The sequence below is a fragment of the Streptomyces sp. URMC 129 genome, from assembly GCF_051386415.1.
Classification (GTDB): Bacteria; Actinomycetota; Actinomycetes; order Streptomycetales; family Streptomycetaceae; genus Streptomyces.
On the sequence record NZ_JBPQTQ010000013.1, the window covers coordinates 27,558 to 53,801 of the forward strand.

The 26,244-nt window shown below is 73.7% G+C and carries 24 protein-coding genes and 1 tRNA gene; 13 read left to right on the forward strand and 12 right to left on the reverse strand.

Translation table 11 applies throughout. The annotated features are described in order from the left end of the window. The first annotated feature begins 94 nt into the window (after positions 1 to 94). The gene (locus ACSNOC_RS04685) at positions 95 to 1,381 is read left to right on the forward strand and encodes a class I SAM-dependent methyltransferase (RefSeq protein WP_436745938.1); all 1,287 of its coding nucleotides are present in this window, start codon (positions 95 to 97) and stop codon (positions 1,379 to 1,381) included. Positions 1,382 to 1,471: 90 nt separating this feature from the next. Here the strand turns inward: ACSNOC_RS04685 and ACSNOC_RS04690 are convergent, their stop codons facing one another. Together ACSNOC_RS04690 and ACSNOC_RS04695 are read right to left on the reverse strand one after the other, a co-directional pair. Continuing rightward, positions 1,472 to 4,018 (reverse strand): ABC transporter permease, encoded by a 2,547-nt coding sequence (locus ACSNOC_RS04690; RefSeq protein ID WP_436745939.1) that lies wholly within the window; start codon positions 4,016 to 4,018, stop codon positions 1,472 to 1,474. An 86-nt stretch (positions 4,019 to 4,104) separates the two neighbouring features. Continuing rightward, complete coding sequence (locus ACSNOC_RS04695) at positions 4,105 to 4,866, reverse strand: ABC transporter ATP-binding protein (RefSeq protein ID WP_436745940.1); 762 nt, start codon at positions 4,864 to 4,866, stop codon at positions 4,105 to 4,107. Positions 4,867 to 5,247: 381 nt separating this feature from the next. Here ACSNOC_RS04695 and ACSNOC_RS04700 point away from each other — a divergent pair. Both ACSNOC_RS04700 and ACSNOC_RS04705 read left to right on the forward strand, forming a co-directional pair. Next, positions 5,248 to 5,329 (forward strand) — tRNA-Leu (locus tag ACSNOC_RS04700). Between the two features lie 197 nt (positions 5,330 to 5,526). Then, positions 5,527 to 6,387, forward strand: coding sequence for a Bax inhibitor-1/YccA family protein (locus ACSNOC_RS04705; protein WP_436745941.1), 861 nt, complete (start codon positions 5,527 to 5,529; stop codon positions 6,385 to 6,387). 102 nt (positions 6,388 to 6,489) lie between these two features. Here the strand turns inward: ACSNOC_RS04705 and ACSNOC_RS04710 are convergent, their stop codons facing one another. The 4 genes from ACSNOC_RS04710 to ACSNOC_RS04725 all read right to left on the reverse strand — a co-directional run bounded on the left by ACSNOC_RS04710 (position 6,490) and on the right by ACSNOC_RS04725 (position 10,351). Further along, positions 6,490 to 6,816, reverse strand: coding sequence for a hypothetical protein (locus ACSNOC_RS04710; protein WP_436745942.1), 327 nt, complete (start codon positions 6,814 to 6,816; stop codon positions 6,490 to 6,492). 11 nt (positions 6,817 to 6,827) lie between these two features. Continuing rightward, positions 6,828 to 7,787: a hypothetical protein gene (locus ACSNOC_RS04715; protein ID WP_436745943.1), complete on the reverse strand. Its 960-nt coding sequence runs from the start codon at positions 7,785 to 7,787 to the stop codon at positions 6,828 to 6,830. Positions 7,788 to 8,035: 248 nt separating this feature from the next. After that, complete coding sequence (locus tag ACSNOC_RS04720) at positions 8,036 to 9,256, reverse strand: acetyl-CoA C-acetyltransferase (protein WP_436745944.1); 1,221 nt, start codon at positions 9,254 to 9,256, stop codon at positions 8,036 to 8,038. 51 nt (positions 9,257 to 9,307) lie between these two features. Then, entirely contained in the window at positions 9,308 to 10,351 is a 1,044-nt protein-coding gene (locus ACSNOC_RS04725) for an SGNH/GDSL hydrolase family protein (protein ID WP_436745945.1), read from the reverse strand. Positions 10,352 to 10,487: 136 nt separating this feature from the next. Between ACSNOC_RS04725 and ACSNOC_RS04730 the strand changes: the two genes are divergently transcribed. After that, positions 10,488 to 11,879: a cystathionine beta-synthase gene (locus tag ACSNOC_RS04730; RefSeq protein ID WP_436745946.1), complete on the forward strand. Its 1,392-nt coding sequence runs from the start codon at positions 10,488 to 10,490 to the stop codon at positions 11,877 to 11,879. 291 nt (positions 11,880 to 12,170) lie between these two features. Here ACSNOC_RS04730 and ACSNOC_RS04735 read toward each other — a convergent pair whose 3' ends face one another. Beyond that, entirely contained in the window at positions 12,171 to 12,605 is a 435-nt protein-coding gene (locus ACSNOC_RS04735) for a hypothetical protein (protein WP_436745967.1), read from the reverse strand. A gap of 44 nt (positions 12,606 to 12,649) precedes the next feature. Further along, positions 12,650 to 13,990, reverse strand: coding sequence for a diaminopimelate decarboxylase (locus tag ACSNOC_RS04740; protein WP_436745947.1), 1,341 nt, complete (start codon positions 13,988 to 13,990; stop codon positions 12,650 to 12,652). 813 nt (positions 13,991 to 14,803) lie between these two features. On the opposite strand from ACSNOC_RS04740, the gene ACSNOC_RS04745 reads away from it, so the two are divergent. Continuing rightward, complete coding sequence (locus tag ACSNOC_RS04745; protein ID WP_436745948.1) at positions 14,804 to 16,162, forward strand: formimidoylglutamate deiminase; 1,359 nt, start codon at positions 14,804 to 14,806, stop codon at positions 16,160 to 16,162. On the opposite strand, the gene ACSNOC_RS04750 is transcribed toward ACSNOC_RS04745, so the two are convergent. Continuing rightward, on the reverse strand, positions 16,163 to 16,753 hold the full coding sequence (locus ACSNOC_RS04750; protein WP_436745949.1) for a hypothetical protein: 591 nt from the start codon (positions 16,751 to 16,753) through the stop codon (positions 16,163 to 16,165). It lies immediately after the preceding gene. Between the two features lie 142 nt (positions 16,754 to 16,895). Here ACSNOC_RS04750 and ACSNOC_RS04755 point away from each other — a divergent pair, with 142 nt between their 5' ends. Beyond that, positions 16,896 to 17,327: a VOC family protein gene (locus ACSNOC_RS04755; RefSeq protein WP_436745950.1), complete on the forward strand. Its 432-nt coding sequence runs from the start codon at positions 16,896 to 16,898 to the stop codon at positions 17,325 to 17,327. On the opposite strand, the gene ACSNOC_RS04760 is transcribed toward ACSNOC_RS04755, so the two are convergent. Continuing rightward, positions 17,317 to 18,045, reverse strand: coding sequence for an MOSC domain-containing protein (locus ACSNOC_RS04760; protein WP_436745951.1), 729 nt, complete (start codon positions 18,043 to 18,045; stop codon positions 17,317 to 17,319). The genes ACSNOC_RS04755 and ACSNOC_RS04760 overlap by 11 nt on opposite strands. A 121-nt stretch (positions 18,046 to 18,166) precedes the next feature. Further along, positions 18,167 to 19,069: an RNA polymerase sigma factor SigF gene (locus tag ACSNOC_RS04765; RefSeq protein ID WP_436745952.1), complete on the reverse strand. Its 903-nt coding sequence runs from the start codon at positions 19,067 to 19,069 to the stop codon at positions 18,167 to 18,169. 246 nt (positions 19,070 to 19,315) lie between these two features. On the opposite strand from ACSNOC_RS04765, the gene ACSNOC_RS04770 reads away from it, so the two are divergent. The 4 genes from ACSNOC_RS04770 (at position 19,316) to ACSNOC_RS04785 (ending at position 22,466) form a co-directional block, all read left to right on the forward strand. After that, positions 19,316 to 19,696, forward strand: a complete 381-nt coding sequence (locus tag ACSNOC_RS04770; protein WP_436745953.1) for an STAS domain-containing protein — start codon at positions 19,316 to 19,318, stop codon at positions 19,694 to 19,696. A gap of 169 nt (positions 19,697 to 19,865) precedes the next feature. Beyond that, on the forward strand, positions 19,866 to 20,465 hold the full coding sequence (locus ACSNOC_RS04775) for an ATP-binding protein (RefSeq protein WP_436745954.1): 600 nt from the start codon (positions 19,866 to 19,868) through the stop codon (positions 20,463 to 20,465). Between the two features lie 54 nt (positions 20,466 to 20,519). After that, a complete protein-coding gene (locus ACSNOC_RS04780) occupies positions 20,520 to 21,197 on the forward strand; it encodes a response regulator transcription factor (protein WP_436745955.1) in 678 nt (225 codons plus the stop codon). A gap of 15 nt (positions 21,198 to 21,212) precedes the next feature. Continuing rightward, entirely contained in the window at positions 21,213 to 22,466 is a 1,254-nt protein-coding gene (locus ACSNOC_RS04785) for an ATP-binding protein (RefSeq protein ID WP_436745956.1), read from the forward strand. A 309-nt stretch (positions 22,467 to 22,775) separates the two neighbouring features. Here ACSNOC_RS04785 and ACSNOC_RS04790 read toward each other — a convergent pair whose 3' ends face one another. Next, complete coding sequence (locus ACSNOC_RS04790; RefSeq protein ID WP_436745957.1) at positions 22,776 to 23,267, reverse strand: GtrA family protein; 492 nt, start codon at positions 23,265 to 23,267, stop codon at positions 22,776 to 22,778. 97 nt (positions 23,268 to 23,364) lie between these two features. Here ACSNOC_RS04790 and ACSNOC_RS04795 point away from each other — a divergent pair, with 97 nt between their 5' ends. Genes ACSNOC_RS04795 through ACSNOC_RS04805 form a run of 3 tightly spaced genes read left to right on the forward strand, consistent with a single transcriptional unit; the run spans position 23,365 to position 26,224 of the window. Then, on the forward strand, positions 23,365 to 24,501 hold the full coding sequence (locus ACSNOC_RS04795; protein WP_436745968.1) for a 5-(carboxyamino)imidazole ribonucleotide synthase: 1,137 nt from the start codon (positions 23,365 to 23,367) through the stop codon (positions 24,499 to 24,501). Next, positions 24,498 to 25,055, forward strand: a complete 558-nt coding sequence (gene purE / locus ACSNOC_RS04800) for a 5-(carboxyamino)imidazole ribonucleotide mutase (protein ID WP_436745958.1) — start codon at positions 24,498 to 24,500, stop codon at positions 25,053 to 25,055. Before ACSNOC_RS04795 ends, purE begins: the two co-directional genes overlap by 4 nt. After that, positions 25,052 to 26,224: a dipeptidase gene (locus tag ACSNOC_RS04805; RefSeq protein ID WP_436745959.1), complete on the forward strand. Its 1,173-nt coding sequence runs from the start codon at positions 25,052 to 25,054 to the stop codon at positions 26,222 to 26,224. Before purE ends, ACSNOC_RS04805 begins: the two co-directional genes overlap by 4 nt. Positions 26,225 to 26,244: the final 20 nt, after the last annotated feature.

The window sequence follows — 26,244 nt, forward strand, 5'->3', positions numbered from 1 at the left end:
TCGACGGCCTGGTGAGGGCGTTCCCCGGCCATCGGGTGCCAAGGTGGTATGCGGCACCTGCCCACTCCTGTGGATATTCCTGGAGGTGTGTCCCATGGCTGTCGCCCCCCGTCTCGCCGACCTCGCCGGACAGTTCCTCGGAACGCCGCTTCCGTTGCGCGTCCGCGCCTGGGACGGCAGCGAGAGCGGACCGCCCGGCGAGCCCGTCGTCGTCCTGCGGCACCCGCGGGCGCTGCGCCGGGTGCTGTTCAAGCCGGGCGAACTCGGCCTGGCCAGGGCCTGGGTGGCCGGAGACCTCGACGTCGAGGGCGACCTGTACCGGGCGCTGGACGGCCTTTCGGTCCTCGTGCACGGCGACCGCCCCCCGATGACCGGGCGGGCGCGGCTGACGGCCTTCCGCGAGTTGCTCGCGCTCGCCGGCCGCCCGCTGCCGCTGCCCCCGCCGCCGCCCCGCGAGGAGATCCGCCGCCGCGGCGGCGCGCCGCACTCCCCGCGCCGGGACCGGCAGGCCGTCAGCCACCACTACGACGTCGGCAACGACTTCTACGAGCTGGTCCTCGGCCCCTCGATGGTCTACTCGTGCGCCGTGTGGGACGAGGACACCGCGTCGCTGGAGGACGCGCAGGCCGCCAAGCTCGACCTGATCTGCCGCAAGCTCGGGCTCCGCGCGGGCGACCGGCTCCTCGACGTCGGCTGCGGCTGGGGCTCGCTGGCGCTGCACGCCGCCCAGCACCACGGCGCGCGGGTCGTGGGCATCACGCTCTCCACCGAGCAGGCCGCCCTCGCCCGCGAGCGGGTCGCCAAGGAGGACCTGGCCGACCGGGTGGAGATCCGCGTCCAGGACTACCGCGAGACGGCCGACGGCCCGTTCGACGCCATCGCCTCGGTCGGCATGGCCGAGCACGTCGGCGCCGCCCGCTACCGCGAGTACGCCGACCGGCTGTTCGGCCTGCTGCGCCCCGGCGGGCGGCTGCTCAACCACCAGATCGCCCGCCGCCCGCTGCCGGACGAATCGGCGTACCGCGTCGACCCGTTCATCGACGCGTACGTCTTCCCCGACGGGGAGCTGGCGCCGCTGGGCCGCACGGTGTCGCTGCTGGAGAAGGCGGGCTTCGAGGTCCGGGACGTCGAATCGCTGCGCGAGCACTACGCCCTGACGCTGCGCCGCTGGGTGCGGAACCTGGAGGGCGACTGGTCCCGGGCGGTCCGGCTCACCAGTCCCGGCCGCGCCCGGGTCTGGCGCCTGTACATGGCCGCCTGCGCCCTGGCCTTCGAGCACGCCCGCCTCGGCGTCAACCAGGTCCTGGCCGTCCGCCCCACCCCGGCCGGCGACTCCCCGCTGCCCCTGCGCCCCCGCACCTGGACGGAGGGCGTGGCCTGACCCGGCGGCGCTCCCGGCACACACGACACGCGACCGGGGCGGGACCGCCGTGCGGCGGCCCCGGCCCGGGGAACGGGAAGGCGGTGCCGGTCAGTCGGCCTTGATCGCGGCCAGCATGTTCAGCCTGGCGGCGCGGCGGGCCGGCCACAGGGCGGCCAGGACGCCGACCAGCCCGGCCAGGACCAGGAAGACCACCATCCGGCCCCACGGCAGGACCAGCTCGAACGTGGTGATGAAGCCCGCGAGCACCTCACCGACCGCCCAGCCGAAGAAGGTGCCCAGGGCGACGCCCAGCACCCCGCCGAACAGGGCGATCACCACGGACTCCAGCCGCACCATCCGCTTCGTCGCCCCCCGCTCCAGGCCGATCGCCCGCAGCATGCCGATCTCCTGGCGGCGCTCGAACACCGACATGGCCAGGGTGTTGATGACGCCGAGGACCGCCACGATCACCGCCATCGCCAGCAGCCCGTAGACCATGTTCAGCAAGAGGGTGAAGAAGGAGGCGATGTCCTCGGAGATGTCCTCCTTGTCCTGCACCAGGATCGCCGGGTTGTCGCCGAGGACCCGCTCCAGCTGGTCCTTGGCCGCGTCGCTCGCGCCGTCCTCCGTGCGGAGCATGACCTGGACGACCTCGACGCGCTCCATGTGCGGGTCCAGCGTGGCGCTGTCCACCATGATGCCGTTGATCATCATGTTGCCCTCGTAGAGCCCGGACACGGTCAGCTCGCCGGTCGCGCCGTCCTCGTACGTGACGGGGAACGTGGTCCCCAGGCGCCAGCCGTGGTCCTCGGCGGTGTCGGTGTCCACCACCACGTTGCTCCCGCTGAGGCCCGCGAAGGAACCGGCGGTGAAGTCGAGGTCGGTCAGCTCACCGATCGCGGCGCCGTTGACACCCGTCAGGTTCTCGTCGGCGGAGTCCTCCCCGACCAGCGCGGGCGACAGCCGCAGCCCGGTGATCGCGGTGACCTCCGGCTGCTCGGCCAGCGTGCGCTCCACCTCGGGCGAGAGCGGCCCGAAGCTGGCCATGGACACCACGTAGTCCGAGCGCAGCGACTCGGCGGCCATGTTGTCGATGCTCTTCGCCATCGAGTCGGCGATCACCGTGATGCCGGTGATCAGCGTCAGCCCGATCATCAGCGCCGAGGCGGTGGCGGCGGTGCGGCGCGGGTTGCGGACCGCGTTGAGCCGGGCCAGCCTTCCCGAGACGCCGAACACGCGCAGCAGCGGGCTCGCCGCCGCGATCACCGGGCGGGACAGCAGCGGGGTCAGCACGAAGACGCCGATGACCAGCAGCCCGGCGCCCAGGCCCATGGTGGCGCCCTGGTCGTCCGCGCCGATACCGGCCAGGACGAGGGCGGCGCCCGCGGCGGCGAACAGCGCGCCGATGCTGTTGCGCACCAGCAGGCCGCGCCCGCTCGGGGTGGCGTGCACGCTGTTCATGGCGGCGACGGGCGGGATCTTCGCGGCCCGGCGGGCGGGCAGGTAGGCGGCGAGCATCGTCACCAGGACGCCCACGACCAGCGACGCCGCCACGGCCGAGCCGGAGATGATCAGCGGCCCGTCGGGGATGGTGAGGTCGAACGACTCCATCAGCCCGCGCAGGCCCACCGCGACCCCGATGCCCGCCGCGAAACCCGCCAGGCCCGCGACCGTGCCGACGACGAGCGCCTCGATCAGCACCGACCGCGTCACCTGCCGGCGGGTGGCGCCCACCGCGCGCAGCAGCGCCAGCTCGCGGGTGCGCTGCGCGACGAGCATGGTGAAGGTGTTGGCGATGATGAAGATCCCGACGAACAGGGAGATCCCGGCGAACACCAGCAGCGTCGTCCGCAAGCCGCTGGTGGCCGTCTCGATCTCGTCGGCCTGGTCCCGCGCGAGCTGCTCGCCCGTGATGGCCTCCGCGTCGGCCGGCAGCAGCGGCGTGACCGCGTCCCGCAGCTCCTGCTGCGTGGTCCCCTCGCCGGCCTCCAGCGTGATCTGGGTGTACTCGCCGGGCGCCGTGTACAGCTCCTGGGCGGTGGCCGTGTCGAACAGCAGCAGCGAGCCGCCGGCCGCGACCGTGCCGTCGTCGGTGGTGAAGACGCCGGTGATGGTCTCCTCGCGGACCGGGCCGTCCACCGAGACCCGGGCGGTGTCGCCCACCTCGTAGCCCGTGCGGTCGGCGGTGGCGGCGTCGATGGCGATCTCGCCCGCCCGCTCGGGGGCGCGGCCGGTCTCCATCGGGTACCGCGCCGCGTCGCCCGTGTCGTCCGGACCGGCGTAGTAGTTGGCGCCGCTGGTGTCCCAGCCCGCGCCGACCAGGTCCCCGTCCTTGTCGGCCAGGGCGGCGAAGCCGGAGACGCGGCCGGTGGCCGAGGCGACGCCGGGCAGGGCGGCGGCCTGGTCGAGCAGGTCCTGGCCGAGGTTGGCGGGGTCGCCGGGCGCGGCCTCGGCGGCCTCGCTGTCGTCGTCCGGCTGGATGGCCAGGTCGACGTTGGTCAGGCCCTCCTCGGAACTGCGCCGGAACGCCTCGGAGACGGTGGAGGTGAAGACGAGGGTGCCGGCCACGAAGGCGACGCCGAGCAGCACGGCCAGGGTGGTCATCATCAGCCTGGCCTTGTGCGCGAGCACGTTGCGCAGGGCGGTTGTGAGCATGGCGGATCCAGACAGTGGTGTGGGCGGGAGAAAGTCGTGGGGTCCGGCGGGGCCGGATGGCGCGGGGCCCGGGCGCGGGGCCGGGGCTAGCTGGTGCGCCCGCCGACGTCGAACCGCTTCATGTGCTCCAGCACGCGCTCGGCGGTCGGCTCCGCCATGTCGTCCACGACCCGGCCGTCGGCGAGGAAGACGACGCGGTCGGCGTAGGAGGCGGCGACCGGGTCGTGGGTGACCATCACGACCGTCTGGCCCAGCTCCCGCACCGAGTTGCGCAGGAAGCCGAGGATCTCGGCACCGGCCCGGGAGTCGAGGTTGCCCGTGGGCTCGTCGCCGAAGATGATGTCGGGCCGCCCGGCGAGGGCCCGCGCGACCGCGACGCGCTGCTGCTGGCCGCCGGACAACTGGGCGGGCCGGTGCTTGAGGCGGTCGGCGAGGCCCACGGTGGCGATGACGGTGTCCAGCCACTCGGCGTCGGGCTTCCGGCCAGCTATGTCCATGGGCAGCCGGATGTTCTCGATGGCGTTGAGCGTGGGCAGCAGGTTGAACGCCTGGAAGATGAAGCCGATCCGGTCGCGGCGCAGCTTCGTCAGCTTCTTGTCGCTCAGGCCGGTCAGCTCGGTGTCCCCGATGCGGGCCGAGCCGCCGGAGACCGAGTCGAGGCCCGCCATGCAGTGCATCAGCGTGGACTTGCCCGAGCCGGAGGGGCCCATGATCGCGGTGAACTCGGACTGCCGGAACTCGACCGAGACGTGGTCGAGCGCGACGACCCGTGTCTCGCCCTCTCCGTACACCTTGGTCAGATCCGTGGCCTTGGCGGCGTATGTGGTGGAGGGGGCTGAGGGGGACACCGGTGAACTCCTTCATCGCGGGACGGGGCGGTACGGTCCCATCCTCGGCCAGCGCCCTGACGCGGGGGATCCCTCCAGGTGCGGGTTCCGGGGAGTTCTTCAGGGTTACGCGTGCGGGCCGCCCGTCATACCTGAGGATGACGTCACCCCTGAGTGCGCGTGAGGCTGCGGAGGGTTGATTTGCGTCATTCCTCGGCGTGCCGGGCGTGGACGCCGACGGCATGAAGCGGCCCGTGACCGGGCAGTAGCCACCTGATGACTCGTCAGCAGCTCATAAAATCAGACAACGTCGGCCTGGGGCACCGGTGTTCGGCCGAACCAGCCCGTTAAGCTCATGAGCGACACGGCGCGCGCCTGCGCCCGGTACGGCTTGGGATCTGTGCCCGGATGGTGGAAAGCAGACACGGCGAGCTTAAAACTCGCTGGCCTTCGGGCCGTGCCGGTTCAAGTCCGGCTCCGGGCACCCAGAGCCCCAAGCCCTTGATCAGCGGGAACGGCTGACACCGGCCGGCGCCCTCCCGGCGGCGGGGGCCCGGGCGGGGGCTCCGGCGGGAACATCGCGGCACTTCCTCACGTTTTCATCAACGCACTACCGTGCGGTCTTTGCTTACGCATTACTCTGGTGGTCAAGGCCGTGCCGTGCGGCCATGGAGGAGTGAGATGAGGAGCAGCAACCCGGTCTTCACGCGTCGGGGGTTCAGTCGGGACGGTGGCTACGCCGGCTTCAACGCCGGACCGCAGCCGCAGACCGGGACTCCGTACGCGGGCAGCCCGACCAACCCGTACGCGCAGCCGGGCAACCCGTATGCGCAGCCGCAGGTGGGCCCGCAGGGCGGAGTGGTGCCGCCGGGCGCCCCCGCGCGCCCCGGTGTGATGACGATCGACAGCGTCGTCTCCCGCACCGCGCTCACCCTGGGCACCGTGATCGCCACGGCCGCGGTGGCGTGGATCACCGACCTCCCGGTCGGCATCGCCGTCGCCGCCGCCCTCGTCGCGCTGGTCCTGGCGCTGGTGCAGAGCTTCAAGCGCACCCCGTCGCCCGCGCTGATCCTCGGGTACGCCGCGTTCGAGGGCCTCTTCCTCGGGGCCGTGAGCAACGCGATCAACGCCGCCGCGCCCGGCGCCGCCATGCAGGCCGTGCTCGGCACGATGGCCGTGTTCGTCGGCGTGCTCGTCATGTACAAGCAGCGGATCATCCGGGTCACCGCCCGGTTCACCCAGTTCGTGCTGGCCGCCGCCGTCGGGTTCATCCTCCTGTCGATGGTGAACCTGGTGGTCGCCCTCATCGGCGACGGCAACGGGCTGGGCCTGCGCGACGGCGCCCTCGGGGTCGTCTTCGGCATCGCGGGCATCGTCCTCGGCGCCTGCTTCCTCGCCCTGGACTTCAAGCAGGTCGAGGACGGCATCGCCTACGGCGCCCCGGAGAAGGAGTCGTGGCTGGCCGCCTTCGGCCTGACCCTGACCCTGGTGTGGATCTACATGGAGTTCCTGCGGCTGGTCGCCATCCTGCAGGGCGACTGACGCCGGTGACGGCGCCCCGCGGCGCCGGACGCCGCGCCCCACGGAAGGGCCCCGGCGGGACGACCGTCCCGCCGGGGCCCTCGTGCGTCAGGCGCGCCCGCGTCACACCGTGACCCGCCGCAGCAGCTCCAGGGCCGCCGCCAGCTCCCGCCGGGCGGCCTCCGCGTCCGCCGCCTCACCGATCGCCCGGGACAGGTCGTGCCCCGCGACCGCCACCTGATCCCCGACCACCCACAGCCCCGCGTCCGGCATCCGGCGCACGCCCCCGAACGGCTGCTCCAGGCGCTGCGCGCGCCCGGCGAGCTCCCGGGCCACCTCCAGGCCCGCCGCCCCGGCCCCGCGCCGCAGACGGCTCTCCGGCAGCGCCCGCAGCCGCTCCGCGAACGACTCCACGGCCTCGTCCAGCTCGCCCGTGTCCACTCCGGCCACGCCCGCCCCGCCTACTCGCCGCGGTGGCTGGAGGCCACCACCCGGTCGGCCAGCAGATAGACGCTGTCCGGCCCGCAGGAGAACGTCAGCGCGTACGCGCCGGACACCCCCGAGCCGCCCATCAGCACCGGCTGCTCCCCGGCCCGCACCGCCGCGGCGAGCCGCTGGGCCGCCTCCTGGTGGCTGGGCGAGAGACACAGCGTGGTGCCGTCGGCGAAGAGGAACACGTCCAGCGTGCCCAGCGGCCCCTGCCGCACGTCGGCCAGCGGGATCCCGGCCTCGGCCAGCCGCGCCAGCCGGTCCGCGGTACGCCGGTGCTCCTCGCGCGCCGACCGGTCGGCGCCGGCCCGGTCCACCGGCTCGCCGGACAGCGTGAAGCCCGGGTGCGACGGGTGGCGGCGGCGGGCGGCGGCCAGCTCGGCCGACTCCCCGGTCTCCGCCGGGCCCTCGGCAGGCAGCTCCGCCCCGGCGGCCCCGCCGCCCGGGGCGGCGCCCGGAACGGACCCGGCCTCGGCGGGCGCGGTGCCGCCCTCGGCGTCGTCGCCGGGCTGGCGGGCCATGAGCACCCCGCCGTCCCGGCCCGACCCGGCCGCGGGCAGGCCGGAGTCGCTCAGCAGATACCGCTCCAGCAGGGCGTCGAGCAACTCCTCGTCGGCCTCCGCGACCTCGTACCCGAGGCCCCGGCCGCCGAGCAGGGCGGCCGGGCCGTCGTTCTCCCGGGCGTCCTGCTCGGCCCAGTACGCCCGCGCCTCGGCCAGCTCCCGCTCCCGCTCGTCCGCCAGGGCGGCGGCCACGGCACAGCGGATCTCCTCGGCCGGGACCGGCCGGGCCGCGGGCACCGTGCGCCCGGCCAGCTCGGCGCGGAGCGCGGCGACTTCCGCCCGCAGGCCGCGGGCGGTGTGCAGGGCTCCGGCGCCCAGGGCAACGGCGGTGCCTGCGGCCACCAGCAGGATGACGGATATGGCGCTCACGGACTCGCTCCCAGTGCTCTCGGTCCCTGACTTCTTATCTCAGGTTTCCGGGGCGCGGCCACGGCGTGCAGTGCGAAACGTCATGAATGGGACGGGACTTTGGTCCAAAACGCGCCCCCCGCACCCCGCTGACCTGCGGTTTCGCGGAGACTGCCGGGCCGGATCACATCCCGGGTCCGCTTCGGTATCGCCCGTATATACCAAGTGACGCAGGCCCCTTCCCGCACCATGAGCACCTTATGTCACCTTCAGCTCAGTCGCTCCAGGATCATGGCCATGCCCTGGCCGCCCCCGACGCACATCGTCTCGAGGGCGAACTGCTTGTCGTGCCACCGCAACGAGTTGATGAGCGTAGTCGCGATCCGGGCGCCCGTCATGCCGAACGGGTGGCCGACCGCGATGGCGCCGCCGTTGACGTTCAGCCGGTCCAGGTCGATGCCCAGGTCACGGTAGGAGGGGATGACCTGGGCGGCGAACGCCTCGTTGATCTCCACCAGATCGATGTCGTCGATCGTCATCCCGGCGCGGGCCAGGGCCTGCTGGGTGGCGGCGACCGGGCCGTAGCCCATGATCTCCGGCGACAGGCCGGAGACACCGGTGGCCACGATCCGCGCCAGCGGCGTCAGCCCCAACTCCCGCGCCTTGGTGTCGGACATGACGACCAGCGCGGCGGCGCCGTCGTTCAGCGGGCAGGCGTTGCCCGCGGTGACCAGGCCGTCGGGGCGGAAGGCCGGCTTCAGGCCCGCCACGCCCTCCAGCGTGACGCCGGGGCGCGGGCCGTCGTCGGCGCTGACGACCGAGCCGTCCGGCAGCGTCACCGGGGTGATCTCGCGCTGCCAGAAGCCGTCCGCGATGGCCTTCTCCGCGAGGTTCTGCGACCGGACCGCGAACTCGTCCATCTCCTGGCGGGTGACGCCCTTCAGCCGCGCCAGGTTCTCCGCGGTCTGGCCCATCGCGATGTAGACGTCGGGCAGTTCGCCGTCCTCGCGCGGGTCGTGCCAGCCCTCGCCGGCCTTCTCGGAGCGCTCCGCGGTGCGGGCCTCGGCGTCCGCGAAGAGCGGGTTGTGCGTGCCCTCCAGGTTGTCCGAGGTGCCGTAGACGGCGCGCGAGACCATCTCCACGCCGGCCGAGATGAAGACGTCGCCCTCACCGGCCTTGATCGCGTGGAACGCCATGCGCGTGGTCTGGAGCGACGACGAACAGTACCGGGTGACGGTGCAGCCCGGGAGCTGGTCCAGGCCGAGCTGGACGGCGACGACGCGCCCCAGGTTGTGGCCCTGCTCGCCGCCCGGCAGGCCGCAGCCCAGCATCAGGTCGTCGATGTCGGACGGGTCGAGCGCGGGCACCTGGTCCAGCGCGGCCCGCACGATCGTCGCGGTCAGGTCGTCGGGGCGGACGTCCTTCAGCGAGCCCTTGAAGGCACGGCCGATCGGAGAACGGGCGGCGGAGACGATCACTGCTTCTGGCACGGGGACCTCCGGGCGGCTGCGGGTGAGCGGAGTCGGACTCTCGCCGCGAAATTACCCGCTAGTAGCAGTGTGTGTCACGTGCACGGGAGCGTGATCCTGGTCCTGCTCGGGCAGCGGCCGGCGGCGCCGGCGGCTGAGCAGCGCCCACGGCACGCGCCGCCCCGCGGCCCGCGCCGCGCTGACCTCCGTGCCGCCCTCGGCCGCGGCCCTGACCGCCGCGTCGGCCACCGGCAGCAGCCGCTCCCTGCGGCGGGCCTCCGCCCGCTCCTCCTCCGGCCAGGCGCCCAGCGCCGCGCACAGCGTCGGCAGGATCGCCATCGCGGCCGTCGCGTACCCCTCGGCGGAGGGGTGGTAGCGGTCGGGGCCGAACAACTCGCGCGGGTTCGCGGCGAACTCGGGCCCCAGCAGCGTGCCCAGCGACACCGTCCGGCCGCCCAGCTCCACCACCGCGATCGTCTGGGCCGCCGCCAGCTGACGGCACAGCCGCCGCGCGATCCAGCGCAGCGGCTGCCCCACCGGCTCCACCGAGCCCAGGTCGGGACAGGTCCCCACGATCACCTGGCAGCCCGCCGTGCGCAGCCGGGCCACCGCGTCCGCCAGATGCTTGACCGAACGGGCCGGCGGGACGCGGCCGGTGACGTCGTTGGCGCCGATCATGATCACGCACGCGTCGGGGACCGGCGCCCGGCCCGGGTCGGTCAGCAGGAGCGACACCTGCCGTTCCAGATCGGCCGACCTGGCGCCCGAGAGCGCCACGTTGTGCAGCTCCACCGGGCGCTCCGACGCCGCCGCCAGCCCTGAGGCCAGCAGCGCGCCCGGGGTCTGCCCGGCGCGCCGCACGCCCAGCCCGGCGGCCGTCGAGTCGCCCAGCATCGCCAGCCGCCACGGCGCCCGGCGGCTGTCGGCGAACGCGGTCCCGTACAGGCCCTCGGCGACCGGCGGTTCGGCGTCCTCCTCCCCGCCGCTCAGCCGCCGCCGCGCGTACCGCATCTCGGTCAGCACCAGCCCGGCCGCAGCGCCTCCCACCAGGCTGATGCCGCCGCCGCCGAACGCCGCCGCGGTCGCGATCCTCCGTGCCACTCTCGCCCTCGACATGGCCCGCTCCCGACTTGCCACCGGCTCACCGCCGGACCGATCTTCACTGAAGTGGTGCCCAGCGCGAGCCGCCGCGCAACGCAATAGGGTGCAGGGAGAGGACGGACGAACCCGCCCCTGACATGCGGAGACCCAGGTGCAGTATCACGAGTCGATGATCGACCTTGTCGGCAACACCCCGCTGGTCCGGCTGAGCAAGGTGACGGCCGGCATCGCCGCCACCGTGCTGGCCAAGGTGGAGTACTTCAACCCGGGCGGCTCGGTGAAGGACCGGATCGCGCTGCGGATGATCGAGGCGGCCGAGCGGTCCGGCGAACTGCGGCCCGGCGGCGTGATCGTGGAGCCGACGTCCGGCAACACCGGCGTCGGCCTGGCGATCGTGGCCCAGCAGAAGGGCTACCGCTGCGTCTTCGTCTGCCCGGACAAGGTCTCCTCGGACAAGATCAACGTGATGCGGGCCTACGGCGCCGAGGTCGTCGTCTGCCCCACCGCCGTCGCCCCCGAGCACCCGGACTCCTACTACAACGTCTCCGACCGGCTGGTCCGCGAGACGCCGGGCGCCTGGAAGCCGGACCAGTACAGCAACCCCAACAACCCGCTCTCCCACTACGAGACCACCGGGCCCGAGACCTGGCGGCAGACCGACGGCAGGCTGACGCACTTCGTCGCCGGCGTCGGCACCGGCGGCACCATCACCGGCACCGGCCGCTACCTGAAGGAGGTCAGCGGCGGACGGGTCCGGGTCATCGGCGCCGACCCGGAGGGCTCGGTGTACTCGGGCGGCTCGGGGCGGCCGTATCTGGTCGAGGGCGTCGGCGAGGACTTCTGGCCCGACGCGTACGACCGGGACCTCGCGGACGAGATCGTCGCCGTCTCCGACAAGGAGTCCTTCCAGATGACGCGGCGGCTGGCCCGCGAGGAGGGCCTGCTGGTCGGCGGCTCCTGCGGGATGGCGGTGGCCGCCGCCCTGAGGGTGGCGCGGCGGCTCGGCCCGGAGGACGTGGTGGTGGTTTTGCTCCCGGACGGCGGGCGCGGGTACCTGAGCAAGATCTTCAACGACGAGTGGATGGCCGACTACGGCTTCCTGGAGGGCGGCGAGCCGCAGGCACGGGTGGCCGACGTGCTGCGGCGCAAGGAGGGCGACATGCCGTCCCTGGTGCACATGCACCCCGACGAGACGGTGGGCGAGGCGGTGGAGGTGCTGCGCGAGTACGGCGTCTCGCAGATGCCGGTGGTCAAGCCCGGCGCCGGGCACCCCGACGTGATGGCCGCCGAGATCGTCGGCTCGGTCGTCGAACGTGAGCTGCTGGACGCCCTGTTCACGCAGAAGGCGGCCCTCGGGGACCGGCTGGAGCAGCACATGGGCCGACCGCTGCCGCACGTCGGCTCCGGCGAGCCGCTGGGCGACCTGATGGCCGTGCTGCGGGACGCCGACGCGGCGGTGGTGCTCGTGGAGGGCAAGCCGGCCGGGGTGGTCAGCCGCCAGGACCTGCTGGCGTTCCTGGCGGGCGGCGACGCGGAGCGGTAGCGGCGAACGGGAACGGGCAGGGGGCACGGGAACAGGGAAGCGACTGGTCAGGGGGCGCGGCGCGACCTGGTCGGGCAAGAGATCCCGAAGTGTCACGGCCGGGCAACGCGTCGTTAACACCGGTCCGGCAGAGTTCTGGATGTCGGCACCAAGGACCTCCGGAGCGGCTCCCGGACCTCCCTGGTCGCCCGGACGCGAGGCCCCGACCCGGCCCGTGTCCCCGCGGGGACCGCCGTCGTCCCGCCCCTGGTGACTACACCGGGGTGCGGCGGTCCCCGCCTGCTTCTTCCCTCAGTCCCAGTCGCCGTCGGGCGTCTTCCGGCCGAGCCACTTGCCGCCCGCGAAGCAGGCGTTGACCCCCACGATCCCGGCCCAGCAGACGAACATCCCCGCCAGGCCCGTCTGCACGGCGGCGATCGCGGACAGCGGGATCGCCAGCACCAGGGAGAGCGCGGCGAGCGCGAACGCGGCCCCCGGCCCGTTCCTCTCCCCGCCGCCGCCCGGCGCCGGCCGGCCGCCGCGCGCGATGACCATCTGCTGCTCGGCGAGCCGGCGGCGCACCCGCTTGTCCACGGTGGCGTCGATGCGCTGCTCGACCTTCTCCAGGAACGAGTCGACCAGCTCCGACTCGTACGTCTCGCCGAGCTCCTTGCGGGTCTGCACGGCGGCCTCCAGCTCCCCCTTGAGGGCGGAGTCACGCTTCAGCTCGGTGTCACGGCCACTCATCATGACCACACGGTACGGCGGCCCCCGGCGGCCGGGCAGTGGGGCTAGCCCCCGTATGTGTCGCCTCCGTCCGCCCCGCCGTGCTCCGCGACCAGCTCGGCCATGGTCTGCGGGCGGCGCAGCGTGGTGAACGCGACCTGTCCGGGCGCCTCGTCGCCGGCCGTGTACCCGTAGACGCCGGGCCGCGGGAGCGCGTTGTAGCCGAACGGCGTGGAGAAGTAGTACGCGCCGGTGTCCAGCAGCGCGACCAGGTCGCCCGGCTCCAGCGGCGGCAGCGGCCGGTCGCGGGCCACCAGGTCCCCGGCGAAGCAGCACGGCCCCGCGATGTCCTGGCGGACGGGCGGGCCCGCCTTGGGCGCGCCCCCGGCGTCGTAGGCCGCCACCCGGATCGGCCACGACTCCGGCACGAACACCGTCCTGACCGCGATCTGCGCGCCCGCGTGGGTGATGGCGATGGGCCGCCCGCCCGCCGACTTCGTGTACTCCACCCGGGCGACGACCATCCCGGCCTTGGCCAGCAGCGCCCGGCCGAACTCGGTGACCAGCCCGTACCGGCCGTCGAACAGGCCCGGGACCGTGTCGCGCAGCAGGCGGGCATAGCCGGCGAAGGTGGGGGCGACGGTGTCGGAGGTGAAGTTCACCGGCAGGCCGCCGCCGATGTCGATGGTGTCGACCTGGCGGCGGCCGGCCGCCGCGTTGATCTCCTCGGCCAGCTCGTAGGTGGCCCGCACGCCCGCCGCCATCCGCTCCAGCGCCATGCCCTGCGAGCCCACGTGGCAGTGCAGCCGGGTCAGCCACGGCCGGTCGAGGCAGGCGCGCAGGACCCAGGCACGGGCGCCCGGGTCCTGGAGCGCGACGCCGAACTTGGCGGTGGCGGTGGCGGTGCTCATCGCGCCGATGGTGCCGCCGCCGAGCTGCGGGTTGACGCGCAGCCCGAGCGGGCCGGAGGGGGCCGTGAGCAGGGCGTCGCGCAGGGTGTCGAGCCGGGCCAGCTCCTGCGGGCTGTCGGCGTTGAGCGCGACGCCGAGCGCGAGGGCCGCGCGCAGCTCGGACGGGGTCTTGGCGGGGGAGTCCAGCACGATGCGGCCGGGGGCCACCCCGGCGGCGCGGGCGAGCGCCAGCTCGCCGGGGCTGGCGACCTCGCAGCCGATGCCGAGCCCGTCGAGCAGCCGCAGCACGGGCACGAGGGCGCCCGCCTTCACCGCGAAGGTGTGCAGCACCGGCTGGCCGGGCGCGACGACCGCATCGAAGGCAGCATGGAGAGCGGAGGCGGCTTCCCGGACGCCGCGCAGGTCGAGCAGCGCGGCCAGCGGATGGCCGTCGGTGAGGAGACGACGGGCGACCACGGCCCGAACGGCCGCGTCCCGCCGCGCGGACAGCGCCATGCCGCCAGCCAAACACGGGCGGCACCACGACGGCAAAGGCGCCAGGAAGGCAGACGGATGGCACGCACAGCCCCCACACCACTCCGGCGCCGCGGCCCGGCGGTGGAGATCCGGGCGGACGTCCGGGGCGTGGCACCGGCCCGGCGCGTGGTGGGGTGCCCGTCTCGTCCCCGGCCGGGGAGCGGTGGCCCCTGGGCGTGGGCCCCCGCGCCCCCGCGCGTCGGTGCGGCGGTGTGGTCCGGGCCTTCCGGGGCCTGCGGAGATCCGGACCGGACGTTCCGGGGGCGCCTCCGCGCGTCACGCCGGGTTGCCGTGCCCGTCGTGGGCGCGGGTCGGGTACTCCCGGCCGGGGAGCGCGGTGCTTCCGGGCCCGGGTGGGCCGGGGGCGCGGTTCGTGCGGCGGTTCGTGTGGCGGTTCGGGCAGGTGCCGGGCGGCTGTGGAGATCCGGGCGAGAGGCCGTGGGGCGTGGCACCGGCCCGGGGGTGCGGGGTGACGGGCCGGGGTCAGGGCCCGTCCGGGGCCCGGGCACCCCGCGCGGGGCGGGCCCGCGCATCGCCGGTTCCCTCTCCCGTGGCGCTGTCCACCCTGCCACCCCGGCGGGCGGGCCCGCGCATCGCCGGTTCCCTCCCGCGCGTGTGCGGTCGCCCGGTGGTGCGGTGGCGCGGCCGTGTGGCCGGGGGCTCGGCCCGGGGACCGGCCCGGGCGGCTCCCGGTACGGGGCGGGAGGTCGTTTCGTGGGGGCTCCGTCCGGGGACCCGGTGTGCTGCGGCCTCTCCGGTCGTGGGCCTCAGTGACGAAGTGGAGGTTCCGGCGTGTCCCTGACCGCGCAGACCTACTGGGCCGAGCACGCCTGGCTCAACGACACCGTCGAACCCGGCGTGCTGATCACCACGGCCGCCGCCACCGGCCGCGTCACCGGCGTCCGGACGGAGGTCGCGCAGCCCCCGGCCGGGGCCGTCGCGCTGCGGGGGCTCACACTGCCCGGGTTCGCCAACGCCCACAGCCACTGCTTCCACCGCGCGCTGCGCTCCAGCGTCCAGATCGGCAGCGGCACGTTCTGGACCTGGCGCAGCTCGATGTACGCGCTGTCGCAGGACCTCACCCCCGATTCGTACTACGAGCTGGCCCGCGCCGTGTACGCCGAGATGGCGCTCGCGGGCGTCACGTGCGTCGGGGAGTTCCACTACCTGCACCACGACCGCGGCGGTGCCCGTTACGGCGACCCCAACGCCATGGGCCGGGCCCTGATGGCCGCCGCCGCGGCGGCCGGGATCCGCGTCACACTGCTGGACACCTGCTACCTCTCCGCCGGATTCGGCGAGCCGCCGGACCGGGCGCAGCTCCGTTTCTCCGACGGCACCGCCGACGCCTGGGCCGAGCGGGCCGACGCGCTGCGCGCCGACGGCGACACCGCCCGCGTCGGCGCCGCGATCCACTCGGTACGGGCCGTGCCCGCCGACGCACTCGCCACCGTCGCCGCCTGGGCCACCGACCGGAACGCCATGCTCCACGTGCACCTCTCCGAGCAGCCGAAGGAGAACGACGACTGTCTCCGCGTCCACGGCCGCACCCCGGCCCGCCTCCTCGCGGACCACGGAGTGCTCGGCCCGCGCACCACCGCCGTGCACGCCACCCACCTCACCGGGGACGACATCGCCCTGCTCGGCGGCTCCGGCACCACCGCCTGCCTGTGCCCCACCACCGAGCGGGACCTCGCGGACGGCATCGGGCCCGCCGCGCGGCTGCGCGCGGCGGGCAGCCCGTTGTGCCTGGGCAGCGACAGCCACGCCGTGATCGACCCGCTCGAAGAGGCCCGCGCCCTGGAGATGCACGAGCGCCTCAGTACCCGCGCCCGCGGCCACTTCACCGCCGCGCAGCTGCTGCGTGCCGCCGGTGAGAGCGGCCACGCCGCGCTCGGCTGGCCGGAGGCCGGCCGCCTCGAACCGGGCGGCCTGGCCGACTTCACCACCCTCGCCCTGGACTCCGTGCGCACGGCCGGGCCGCCGCCCCGGCTGGGGGCCGAGGCCGCTGTGTTCGCGGCGACCTGCGCGGACGTGCGGCACACGGTCGTCGGCGGCCGGCACATCGTCCGGGACGGCATCCACCAGCTCGTGCCCCACGTCCCGCAGACCCTGGCCCACGCCATCGCCGCGCTCGGCGCGGCCCGCTAGCTAGCGCGGGCCGACGGCCGGGCGCGGGGGGCCGAGCAGCGCGCCCAGCGCCATCGCGCCGTACCCGGCGACCACCACCCACGGGCCGGCCGACACGTCGAAGGCGCCCTCGTCGCCCAGGTCGAGCAGCGAGGTGGCGACGACGATCGTCGAGACCAGCCCGAAGACGCACAGGATCACCGCCACCCCGCGCAGCGCCGCCCGCTGCCCCGGCCCGGGGTGCGGCCAGGTCGCCAGGACGGCCGTCAGCGCGGCGCCGAGGGCGGTCACCCAGCTGAGGTGGCGCAGGTAGACGTGCTCGTACCCGCCGATGAGGTCCCGCGCCGGCTCCGGGTAGAACTCCGCGGCCACACCGCTCAGCGGCACGGAGTCCTCTCCGGCGTAGCCGTCGGACCAGGACAGCCATGCGAGCACGGCCATGCCCAGGCCCACGACGAGCAGTCCGGCCAGGACGATGATCAGCCCGAGCGCGGGCCCGGCGGTCGGCGGCAGCCCGTAGTGCGGCGGCGGCGGTGGTGGGACGGGCGGGTAGGCGGCGGGGTGGTGCGGCGGTCCGTAGCCCGGGTGACCCGGCTGCGTGGGGTAGCCCATGACCGAAGAATCCCGGCATGCCGCCAACCTGTCCAGACGGTAAGGCAGTTGGTATCGGAGCGCGCCCGGCCGATGAGTTTCCGCTTCCCGGCCGGTCCTCATACCCGACAGACGACCGACGAACGGCAGGGAGCGACCCGACATGACGGACGCCGACGACAACACCATGACCTACGAGAACGAGAAGACCGGCCCGAAGCCCCGGCTGGGCGGCCTGGTGCTCGGCAGCGCCGATCCGCGGCGGCTCTACGAGTGGTACCGGGCGGCGTTCGGGCCGCAGGACCGGCCGGAGGAGAGCACGCCCGAGGGGCCGGTGCTCGCGCTGGAGCTGGGCGGGACCTGGCTGATCTTCGAGCACCGGGACGACGTCGGGCCGAAGGCGGCCGAGCCGGGGCGCGTCCTGTTCAACATCCTGGTGGACGACATCAAGGCGGCCGAGGCCCGGCTCGACGAACTCGGCGCGCACTGGATCCGGCCCGTCAGCGAGCCGGCCCCCGGCGAGCCGGTCCTGCTGGCCACCGTCGAGGACCCCGACGGGAACTATCCGCAGATCTTCGAGATCCTCAACGCCTGAGGTCCCCGGCCCCGGCCGGTCCCGCCGGTCCCGCCGTCCCGGCCGCCTCGGCGGCCTCGGCGGCCCACTTCCGGGCCTTGCGCAGGGCCTCCGGGTGCAGCGCCTCACCGGCGGCCAGCACCCGGGGGCGCAGCTCCGGCTCGGTGGTCTCGGCGCGGAAGAGGAACGCGACGGACACCTCGTGCCCGGGCCGGTGGACGATCTCGATCGGGTCACCGGCCCGGATCACGCCCGGCCGGATCACGCGGAAGTACGCGCCGGGCGCGGCCTCGCGCGTGAAGCGCTTGATCCAGCCGCGCTCGTCGAGCCACGTGGCGAACGTGCGGCACGGGGTGCGGGCGGAGGTGGCCTCGATCACCAGGTCCGGGCCGATCCGCCACCGTTCCCCGATGCGCGCGCCGTTGACGTCGATGCCGCTGGTGGTGAGGTTCTCGCCGAAGATGCCGTTGGCCAGCTTCCGGCCGAGGGCCGCCTCCCAGCGGTCCAGGTCCTCGCGGGCGTAGGCGTAGACGGCCTGGTCGTCGCCGCCGTGGTGGCGGAGGTGACAGATCGCGTCCCCGGCCAGGCCGCTGCCGCCGGTGCCCTTCGGGCCGGGCGCGGACACGGCCACCGGCCCGGCGGCGGGTCGCTTGTCGATGCCGGTGAGGCCACTGGGCGCCTCGGTGTGCGCGGAGGCGGCGGCCCGGCCGAGGTTCACGGACAGCAGGGTGCTCAGCATGCCGTCACCCTAATGGCGACGCCGGGGACCCGACATGTCCGAACGGACGTACGGGGCCCCGGCGCGCGCGGCCGGTGCGGACCGGGCACGAGGAGTCGGTGCGTGCCGCCAGTCCGTGCCGTCAGTCCTCGACGAGCAGCCCGCGGCGCAGCCTGCCCAGCGTGCGGGCCAGCAGCCGCGAGACGTGCATCTGCGATATCCCCAGCTCCTCGCCGATCTCCGACTGGGTCATGTTCGCCACGAAGCGCAGCGCCAGGATCCGCCGGTCACGCGGGGACAGGCGGGCGATCAGCGGCTTGAGGGACTCGATGTACTCGATGCCCTCCAGGCCGTGGTCCTCGTAGCCGATGCGGTCGGCCAGGGCGCCCTCGGCGTCGTCGTCCTCGGGCTGCGCGTCCAGCGAGCTGGCGGTGTACGCGTTCGACGCGGCCATGCCCTCCACGACCTCGTCCTCGCTGATCCCCAGCCGCTCGGCCAGCTCGGCGACGGTCGGGGAGCGGTCCAGCTGCTGCGCCAGCTCGTCCCCGGCCTTGGCCAGGTCGAGGCGCAGTTCCTGAAGCCGCCGCGGCACGCGGACCGACCAGGAGGTGTCCCGGAAGAAGCGCTTGATCTCGCCGATGATCGTCGGCATCGCGAAGGTGGGGAACTCCACACCGCGGTCGGCCTCGAAGCGGTCGATCGCCTTGATCAGGCCGATGGTGCCGACCTGGACGATGTCCTCCATCGGCTCGCTGCGCGAGCGGAATCTGGCGGCGGCGAACTTCACCAGCGCCAGATTGAGCTCGACCAGGGTGTTGCGCACGTACGCGTGCTCGTGGGTGCCCTCGTCGAGCGTCCGCAGACGGGCGAAAAGGCTCTTGGACAGGGCCCGCGCGTCGGGCGGCGCGACCACGTCGTAGTGCGGGAGCTCGGGCAGCGACGCGAGGACGTCCACTTCTGCCGCTTCTTCTTCCACTTCCGCCGCCAGTGCGGTGGCGGTGGGGACGCCGGTGCGCGGGTGAGGGGTTTCAGGGGCGGGTGACATGAGGTGTCCTCCGAATTCTTCTCGGCATATGGCTGCCGAAGCCGTGACGTGCACTGCGGGGTGCGGCGCCTCCAAAGCCGGCGTGGGGATCGACGTGTTCTAGACCTACCGGTCGCGCGCTGACGATGGCAAGCCTGCTACGCCTGAAATCGGTGTATTGTCCGTCTTGTTCAGGTGTTGAGGGCCCCCGGCAGGGGTTATGGTTCGAACCTAGCCAGGAACGGGCTCCGGAATGAAGGGGGCTGCATGGACCGTGGGATGCCGGGTGAACGCACCCCGCGCCAACTGACGGTCGAAGTGCGGCGCGTGGGCACGGGGGCGGTGGTCTCGCCGATCGGCGAGCTGGACCACCACTCCGCGGGAGAGCTGCGCGAGGCGCTCGACGCATGCGTCGCCGACGCTTGTACCCGGATCGTTATCGACTGTTCGGCGCTCGAATTCTGTGATTCCACCGGTCTCAACGTCCTTCTCGCCGCGCGCATGGAGGCCGAGGCGGTGGGGGGAGAGGTGCAGTTGGCCGGAATGCGCCCGAATGTCGCCCGCGTCTTCGAGATAACGGGTGCCGGTTCGGTCTTCGTCGTGCACAACAGCCTCGACGAGGCCCTCGCGGCCCTTCCGGCCGAATGAGCACGGCCCGTGGGAGCCGGTGCGAACCGCCGGCCATCGCGTCACACTGTTACCGGAAGGGAACGGGTGTGGTCTCCCCCCGTGAGGGCAGGAGATCAGTCACGCCGGGCCACCGGGACGGCCCGGCACGGCCATCCGGAGACGCGGCGATGCGGTGAGGGGAGCGCATATGGGTACCACCCAGCCGTATCCGGCGGGAGAACCGGGCCCCGAATCGCCCACCCCGCCCGTACCGACTGTTTCACCCACGCCGTCCGCGCCGTCCGCGCCGTCCGCAGCGCCCGCGTCGCCCGCACCGGCCGGGGCGCCCGCGTCCTCCGGGGCGCCGACCGCCACGGAGCCGGAGCCCGCACGGCAGACGCGCTCGCTGCGGCTGGCGGGGGCCGCCGGCGTCGTCTCGCTCGCCCGCGAGTTCGCGCGCGAGGCGCTGCGGGACTGGGGCTGGCTGCCGTCGGTCTCCGAGGAGCAGCGCGCGGTGGCCGAGGACGTCCTGCTGGTCGTCTCCGAGCTGGTCACCAACGCCTGCCTGCACGCCGACGGCCCCGAGGAACTCCGCGTGAGCCGCAGCGGCAAGCTGCTGCGCGTCGAGGTCCTGGACCTCGGCGACGGCGCGCCCGCCCTCGCCACCACCCGCCGGGTCGGCAGCCCCGGCGGCCACGGCATGTTCATCGTCCAGCGGCTGAGCCTCGACTGGGGCGTCACCGAGAACCCGGACCAACCGGGCAAGACCGTCTGGGCCGAGCTGTCCGGCCCCTCGGCGGGTGACTGAGTCCCGTCCTGCCGCGTTCCTGGCAGGTCAGCCGTGGGCGTCTACCATCAGCCCATGACCCGAGTACTGCTCGCCGAGGACGATGCATCCATCTCGGAGCCGCTGGCCCGAGCGCTGCGCCGCGAGGGATACGAGGTGGAGGTGCGCGAGGACGGGCCGGGGGCGTTGCGAGCCGGGCTGCGGGGCGACGTCGATCTGGTCGTGCTCGACCTCGGGCTGCCCGGCATGGACGGCCTCGAAGTGTGCCGAAGACTCCGGACCGAGGGTCTCGGCCTCCCCGTTCTGGTCCTGACCGCCCGCGCGGACGAGGTCGACACCGTCGTCGGCCTCGACGCGGGCGCCGACGACTACGTCACCAAGCCGTTCCGCCTCGCCGAACTGCTGGCCCGTGTCCGGGCCCTGCTGCGGCGCGGCACCGCCGAGGCCGCCCCGGCCCCGGCCGTGCACGGCATCCGCATCGATGTCGAATCCCACCGCGCGTGGATGGGCGACGAGGAACTGCACCTGACGGCCAAGGAGTTCGACCTGCTACGGGTCCTGGTCCGGGACGCCGGGCGGGTCGTCACGCGGGAACAGCTGATGCGCGAGGTCTGGGACACGACGTGGTGGTCCTCGACCAAGACTCTCGACATGCACATTTCATGGCTCCGGAAGAAGCTCGGTGACGACGCCGCCAACCCCCGCTACATCGCGACGGTCCGGGGAGTGGGTTTCCGCTTCGAGAAGAGCTGACGGGGGGCTCGTGGCGTGCGCCGCCGTTTGATCAACTCGACGCTGGCCGTGGTCCTCGTCGTCATCGCGGTCTTCGGCGTCTCGCTCTTCGTGGTCGAGAGCCGCTCGATCGAGTCCAGCGCGCGAGACCGGCTCGACGCGGAGGTGGCCCGGCTGCTGGGCGACGTGGAGAGCCGGATCGCCGCCGGCGAACCGGTGACGGCCGAGAAGATGCGCCCGCTCGCACCGGCCGACCGTTTCGTCAAGATCCAGCTCGTCGGGGAGGCGCCGGTCCTCATCGGGCTGCGGCCCGAGGGCGAGGTGATGGAGGTCACCGAGACCGGCGTGCACGGGGAGACCGTGACCGTCATCCAGCCCAAGAGCGTGGTCAGCAACGAGATCGGCCGGATGGTCACGATCATCCTGGTCGTCTCACTGCTGGCCATCGTCGCCGCCGCGCTCCTCGCCGTCCAGCAGGCCCACCGCGTGGCCGCGCCGCTGACGGACCTGGCGGAGACCGCCGAACGCCTCGGCTCCGGCGACCCCCGCCCGCGCCACCGCCGCTACGGCGTCGCGGAGCTGGACCGGGTCGCGGACGTGCTGGACGCGAGCGCGGAACGGATCGCCCGCATGCTCACCGCCGAACGCCGCCTGGCCGCCGACGCCTCCCACCAGCTCCGCACGCCACTGACGGCGCTGACGATGCGGCTGGAGGAGATCATCGCGACGGAGGACGCGGACACCGTGAAGGAGGAGGCGACGATCGCGCTGTCCCAGGTGGAACGCCTGACGGACGTGGTCCAGCGCCTCCTGACCAACGCCCGCGACGCCCGCCTGGGCTCGGCGGTGAGCTTCGACCTGGACGAGGTCGTGATCCAGCAGGTGGAGGAATGGCGCCCGGCGTACCGCAGCGCCAACCGCGCGATCGTCCACTCCGGCAAACCGGGCCTGCGAGCGGTGGGCACCCCGGGCGCGGTGTCCCAGGTCCTGGCGTGCCTGGTGGAGAACTCCCTCATGCACGGCGACGGCACGGTGGCGCTGCGCACGCGGACGACAGGCAACCAGGTGGTGGTGGAAGTCACCGACGCCGGCCCCGGCGTCCCCCCGGAACTGGGCGCAAGAGTCTTCGAACGCACCGTGAGCGGCCACAACTCCACGGGCCTCGGCCTGGCCGTAGCCCGCGACCTGGCCGAAGCAGACGGCGGTCGCCTGGAACTCCTCCAACAGCGCCCCCCGGTCTTCGCCCTGTTCCTGAGCCGGGAGGCGGACGGAGCGGGAGGCGAGGACTGAAGAAAAACGACCGCCTGAGCCGAGAAAGCGGCAGGTCAGGAAGCGTGGTCCCCGCACGTGCGGGGATGGTCCGATCGTGCGAGAGATCACGGGTTGACATGACAGGTGGTCCCCGCACGTGCGGGGATGGTCCCCACCACGTTCCCGCGCGTAGACAGCGCCCAGGGTGGTCCCCGCACGTGCGGGGATGGTCCTCTCCCGCCGGTGCTCGCCGCCTACCGGGGCGGGTGGTCCCCGCACGGGCGGGGGTGGTCCGGCCGGCCGCCTCGGTGATCGCTCGGACCTGGCGTGGTCCCCGCGTACGCGGGGCTACCGCACTGTCGCCGAGTCCGCCTCCGCCGCCGTGGCCACTTCCGCCGCCAAGGGCGGCGGGGTGCGGAAGACCCAGGTGCGGTAGGACCAGAAGCGGAACAGGGAGCCGAGGCCCAGGCCGATCACGTTCTTGGCCAGGTTGTCCGCCAGGGGGGACGTGAAGTCCAGGCCGTAGTGGGACAGTGCCAGCACGCCGTTCTCGATCACCATGCCCGCGCCCGAGAACAGCAGGAACAGGGTCGCCTCCCGGCTGGGGCCCGTCTTGTCGCGGTGGCGGTACGTCCAGTACCGGTTGCCCACGTAGTTCGTGCAGATCGCCGCCGACGTCGCCAGCACTCCGGACCGGATCGGTGCCAGCCCCGCCGCCTGGGTGCAGACGTTGAACACGATCACGTTCACCAGAAAGCCGAACGCGCCCACGGTGCCGAATTTCGCGGCCTCCTGGGCGATGCCCCGCAGGCGGTCGCGCAAGGGGCGGCGGTCGGTCATAGCGGCCATGCTAACCAGACCCCCTCCCGTTCCGGCCGATCGGCCGACGTCAGAGCGCTGCCGATACGCTGGCCCCGTGACATTTCCTGTAGTCGGCATGGTCGGAGGCGGTCAGCTCGCCCGTATGACCCATGAGGCGGGCATCCCGCTCGGTATCAAGTTCAGGCTGCTCAGCGACACCGCGCGTGACTCGGCGGCCCAGGTCGTGAACGACGTGGTCGTCGGGGACTACCGCGACCTCGACACGCTGCGCGCGTTCGCCCGGGGCTGCGACGTGATCACGTTCGATCACGAGCACGTCCCGACCGAACATCTCCGGGCCCTCGAAGCCGACGGCATCGCCGTCCGGCCCGGCCCCGACGCCCTCGTGCACGCCCAGGACAAGGGCGTCATGCGGGCCCGGCTCACCGCGCTCGGCATTCCCTGCCCCCGCCACCGCATCGTCGACGACCCCGCCGACGTCCGCCGTTTCGCCGAGGAGGACGAGGGCGCCGGCGGCTTCCCCGTCGTCCTGAAGACCGTGCGCGGCGGCTACGACGGCAAGGGCGTCTGGGTCGTCCGCTCCGCCGCCGAGGCCGCCGAGACGAGCGCGCCGTTCCTCGCCGGGGTCCCGGTGCTGGCCGAGGAGAAGGTCGACTTCACGCGCGAACTCGCCGCCAACGTCGTGCGTTCCCCGCACGGCCAGGCCGTCGCCTACCCGGTGGTGGAGTCGGTCCAGGTCGACGGCGTCTGCGACACCGTCATCGCCCCCGCGCCCGGCCTGCCGCACGAGCTGGCCCTCGCCACGCAGCGGCTCGCGCTCACCATCGCCCGTGAACTGGGCGTGACCGGCCACCTCGCCGTGGAGCTGTTCGAGACGGCCGACGGCCGCGTCCTCGTCAACGAGCTGGCGATGCGCCCGCACAACTCCGGCCACTGGACGCAGGACGGCGCGGTCACGTCCCAGTTCGCCAACCACCTGCGCGCCGTCCTCGACCTCCCGCTCGGCGACCCGCGCCCGCGCGCGCCGTGGACCGTGATGGCCAACGTTCTCGGCGGCGACGCCCCGGACATGTACCAGGGCTACCTGCACTGCATGGCCCGCGACCCGCGCCTCAAGATCCACATGTACGGCAAGGACGTGAAGCCCGGCCGCAAGGTCGGCCACGTCACCACCTTCGGCGAGGACCTGGCCGACGTGCGCGACCGCGCCCGGCACGCCGCCGACTACCTCCGAGGAATCATCGACGAATGAGCACCACGCAACCACCCCTGGTCGGCATCGTCATGGGCTCCGACTCCGACTGGCCGGTGATGCGCGGCGCGGCCGAGGCGCTGGACGAGTTCGCCGTTCCGTACGAGGTGGACGTCGTCTCCGCGCACCGCATGCCGCACGAGATGGTCGCCTACGGCGAGCAGGCCGCCGGCCGGGGGCTGAAGGCGATCATCGCGGGAGCCGGGGGAGCGGCCCACCTCCCGGGCATGCTGGCCTCCCTGACCCCGCTGCCCGTCATCGGCGTGCCCGTGCCGCTGAAGTACCTCGACGGGATGGACTCGCTGCTCTCCATCGTGCAGATGCCGGCCGGGGTGCCGGTCGCCACCGTCTCGGTCGGCGGCGCGCGCAACGCCGGACTGCTCGCCGTCCGCACGCTCGCCGCGCACGACCCGGCGCTGCTGGAGCGGATGCGGGCGTTCCAGCGCGGCCTGAACGAGCAGGCCACCGAGAAGGGCCGCCGCCTGCGCGCCTCCCTCGCCGCTCCCTCTCCCACAGGTGTCGGCGGCGCCGCCGACACCGGCGGCACCGCGTGAGCTCCCTCGCCAAGGCGCGCGAGCTGCTGGCCGAGCACCCGGTCGTGGACGGGCACAACGACCTGCCGTGGGCGCTGCGCACGCAGGTCGCGTACGACCTCGACCGCCGCGACATCGCCACCGACCAGAGCGCCCACCTCCACACCGACATCCCCCGGCTGCGGGCGGGCGGCGTCGGCGCGCAGTTCTGGTCGGTGTACGTGCGCACCTCCCTCGCCGGGGACGCGGCCGTCAGCGCCTGCCTGGAGCAGATCGACGTCGTGCAGCGCCTCCAGCGGCGGTACGCGGGCGATCTGCGGCCCGCGCTGACCGCCGACGACATGGCGGCGGCCCGCGCGGAGGGCCGCATCGCGTCCCTCATGGGCGCCGAGGGCGGCCACTCCATCGCGAACTCGCTCGCCACGCTCCGCGCGTTCCACCGCCTCGGCGTCCGCTACATGACGCTGACCCACAACGACAACACCGACTGGGCCGACTCCGCCACCGACGAGCCGCGCCACGACGGCCTGAGCGCGTTCGGCGAGGAGGTGGTCCGGGAGATGAACCGCATGGGGATGCTGGTCGACCTCTCCCACGTCGCCCCCGCGACGATGCGCGACGCGCTGCGCGTGACCGAGGCGCCCGTGATCTTCTCGCACTCGTCGGCGCGCGCCGTCTGCGACCACCCGCGCAACGTCCCCGACGACGTGCTGGAGGCGCTGCGGACCAACGGCGGGGTGGCGATGGCGACGTTCGTGGCGTCGTTCGTGCTGCCCGAGGCCGCCGCGTGGGACCGCCGCGCCGACGAGAACCTGCGCGCCCACGGCCTGGACCCGCTGGACACGACGGAGCCCGCGATGCGCCTGCACCGGGCGTTCGAGGCGGAGAACCCGCGTCCGCGCCCCACCGTGGCGACCGTCGCGGACCATCTGGACCACATGCGCGAGGTCGCGGGCGTGGACCACATCGGCCTCGGCGGCGACTTCGACGGCACCGCGTTCCTGCCGGACGGGCTGGACAGCGTGGCGGGTTATCCGGCGCTGATCGCGGAGCTGCTGGACCGGCGCTGGTCGGCGGCCGACATCGCGAAGCTCACGTGGCACAACGCGGTGCGCGCGCTGCGGGACGCGGAGGCCGTCGCCCGCGACCTGTCGGCGCGGCGCGGTCCGTCGATCGCGACGATCGCGTGATCGCGACGATCGGAAAAGGG

Coding starts and splice junctions, on each gene's coding strand:
- ACSNOC_RS04770 (WP_436745953.1), top strand. CDS start 19,316: ATGGACCGTGGGATGCCGGGTGAACGCACCCCGCGCCAACTGACGGTC.
- ACSNOC_RS04740 (WP_436745947.1), bottom strand. CDS start 13,990: ATGGCGCTGTCCGCGCGGCGGGACGCGGCCGTTCGGGCCGTGGTCGCC.
- ACSNOC_RS04690 (WP_436745939.1), bottom strand. CDS start 4,018: ATGCTCACAACCGCCCTGCGCAACGTGCTCGCGCACAAGGCCAGGCTG.
- ACSNOC_RS04765 (WP_436745952.1), bottom strand. CDS start 19,069: ATGTCACCCGCCCCTGAAACCCCTCACCCGCGCACCGGCGTCCCCACC.
- ACSNOC_RS04760 (WP_436745951.1), bottom strand. CDS start 18,045: ATGCTGAGCACCCTGCTGTCCGTGAACCTCGGCCGGGCCGCCGCCTCC.
- ACSNOC_RS04685 (WP_436745938.1), top strand. CDS start 95: ATGGCTGTCGCCCCCCGTCTCGCCGACCTCGCCGGACAGTTCCTCGGA.
- ACSNOC_RS04725 (WP_436745945.1), bottom strand. CDS start 10,351: ATGTCGAGGGCGAGAGTGGCACGGAGGATCGCGACCGCGGCGGCGTTC.
- ACSNOC_RS04755 (WP_436745950.1), top strand. CDS start 16,896: ATGACGGACGCCGACGACAACACCATGACCTACGAGAACGAGAAGACC.
- ACSNOC_RS04790 (WP_436745957.1), bottom strand. CDS start 23,267: ATGACCGACCGCCGCCCCTTGCGCGACCGCCTGCGGGGCATCGCCCAG.
- ACSNOC_RS04795 (WP_436745968.1), top strand. CDS start 23,365: ATGGTCGGAGGCGGTCAGCTCGCCCGTATGACCCATGAGGCGGGCATC.
- purE (WP_436745958.1), top strand. CDS start 24,498: ATGAGCACCACGCAACCACCCCTGGTCGGCATCGTCATGGGCTCCGAC.
- ACSNOC_RS04750 (WP_436745949.1), bottom strand. CDS start 16,753: ATGGGCTACCCCACGCAGCCGGGTCACCCGGGCTACGGACCGCCGCAC.
- ACSNOC_RS04780 (WP_436745955.1), top strand. CDS start 20,520: ATGACCCGAGTACTGCTCGCCGAGGACGATGCATCCATCTCGGAGCCG.
- ACSNOC_RS04735 (WP_436745967.1), bottom strand. CDS start 12,605: ATGAGTGGCCGTGACACCGAGCTGAAGCGTGACTCCGCCCTCAAGGGG.
- ACSNOC_RS04775 (WP_436745954.1), top strand. CDS start 19,866: ATGGGTACCACCCAGCCGTATCCGGCGGGAGAACCGGGCCCCGAATCG.
- ACSNOC_RS04705 (WP_436745941.1), top strand. CDS start 5,527: ATGAGGAGCAGCAACCCGGTCTTCACGCGTCGGGGGTTCAGTCGGGAC.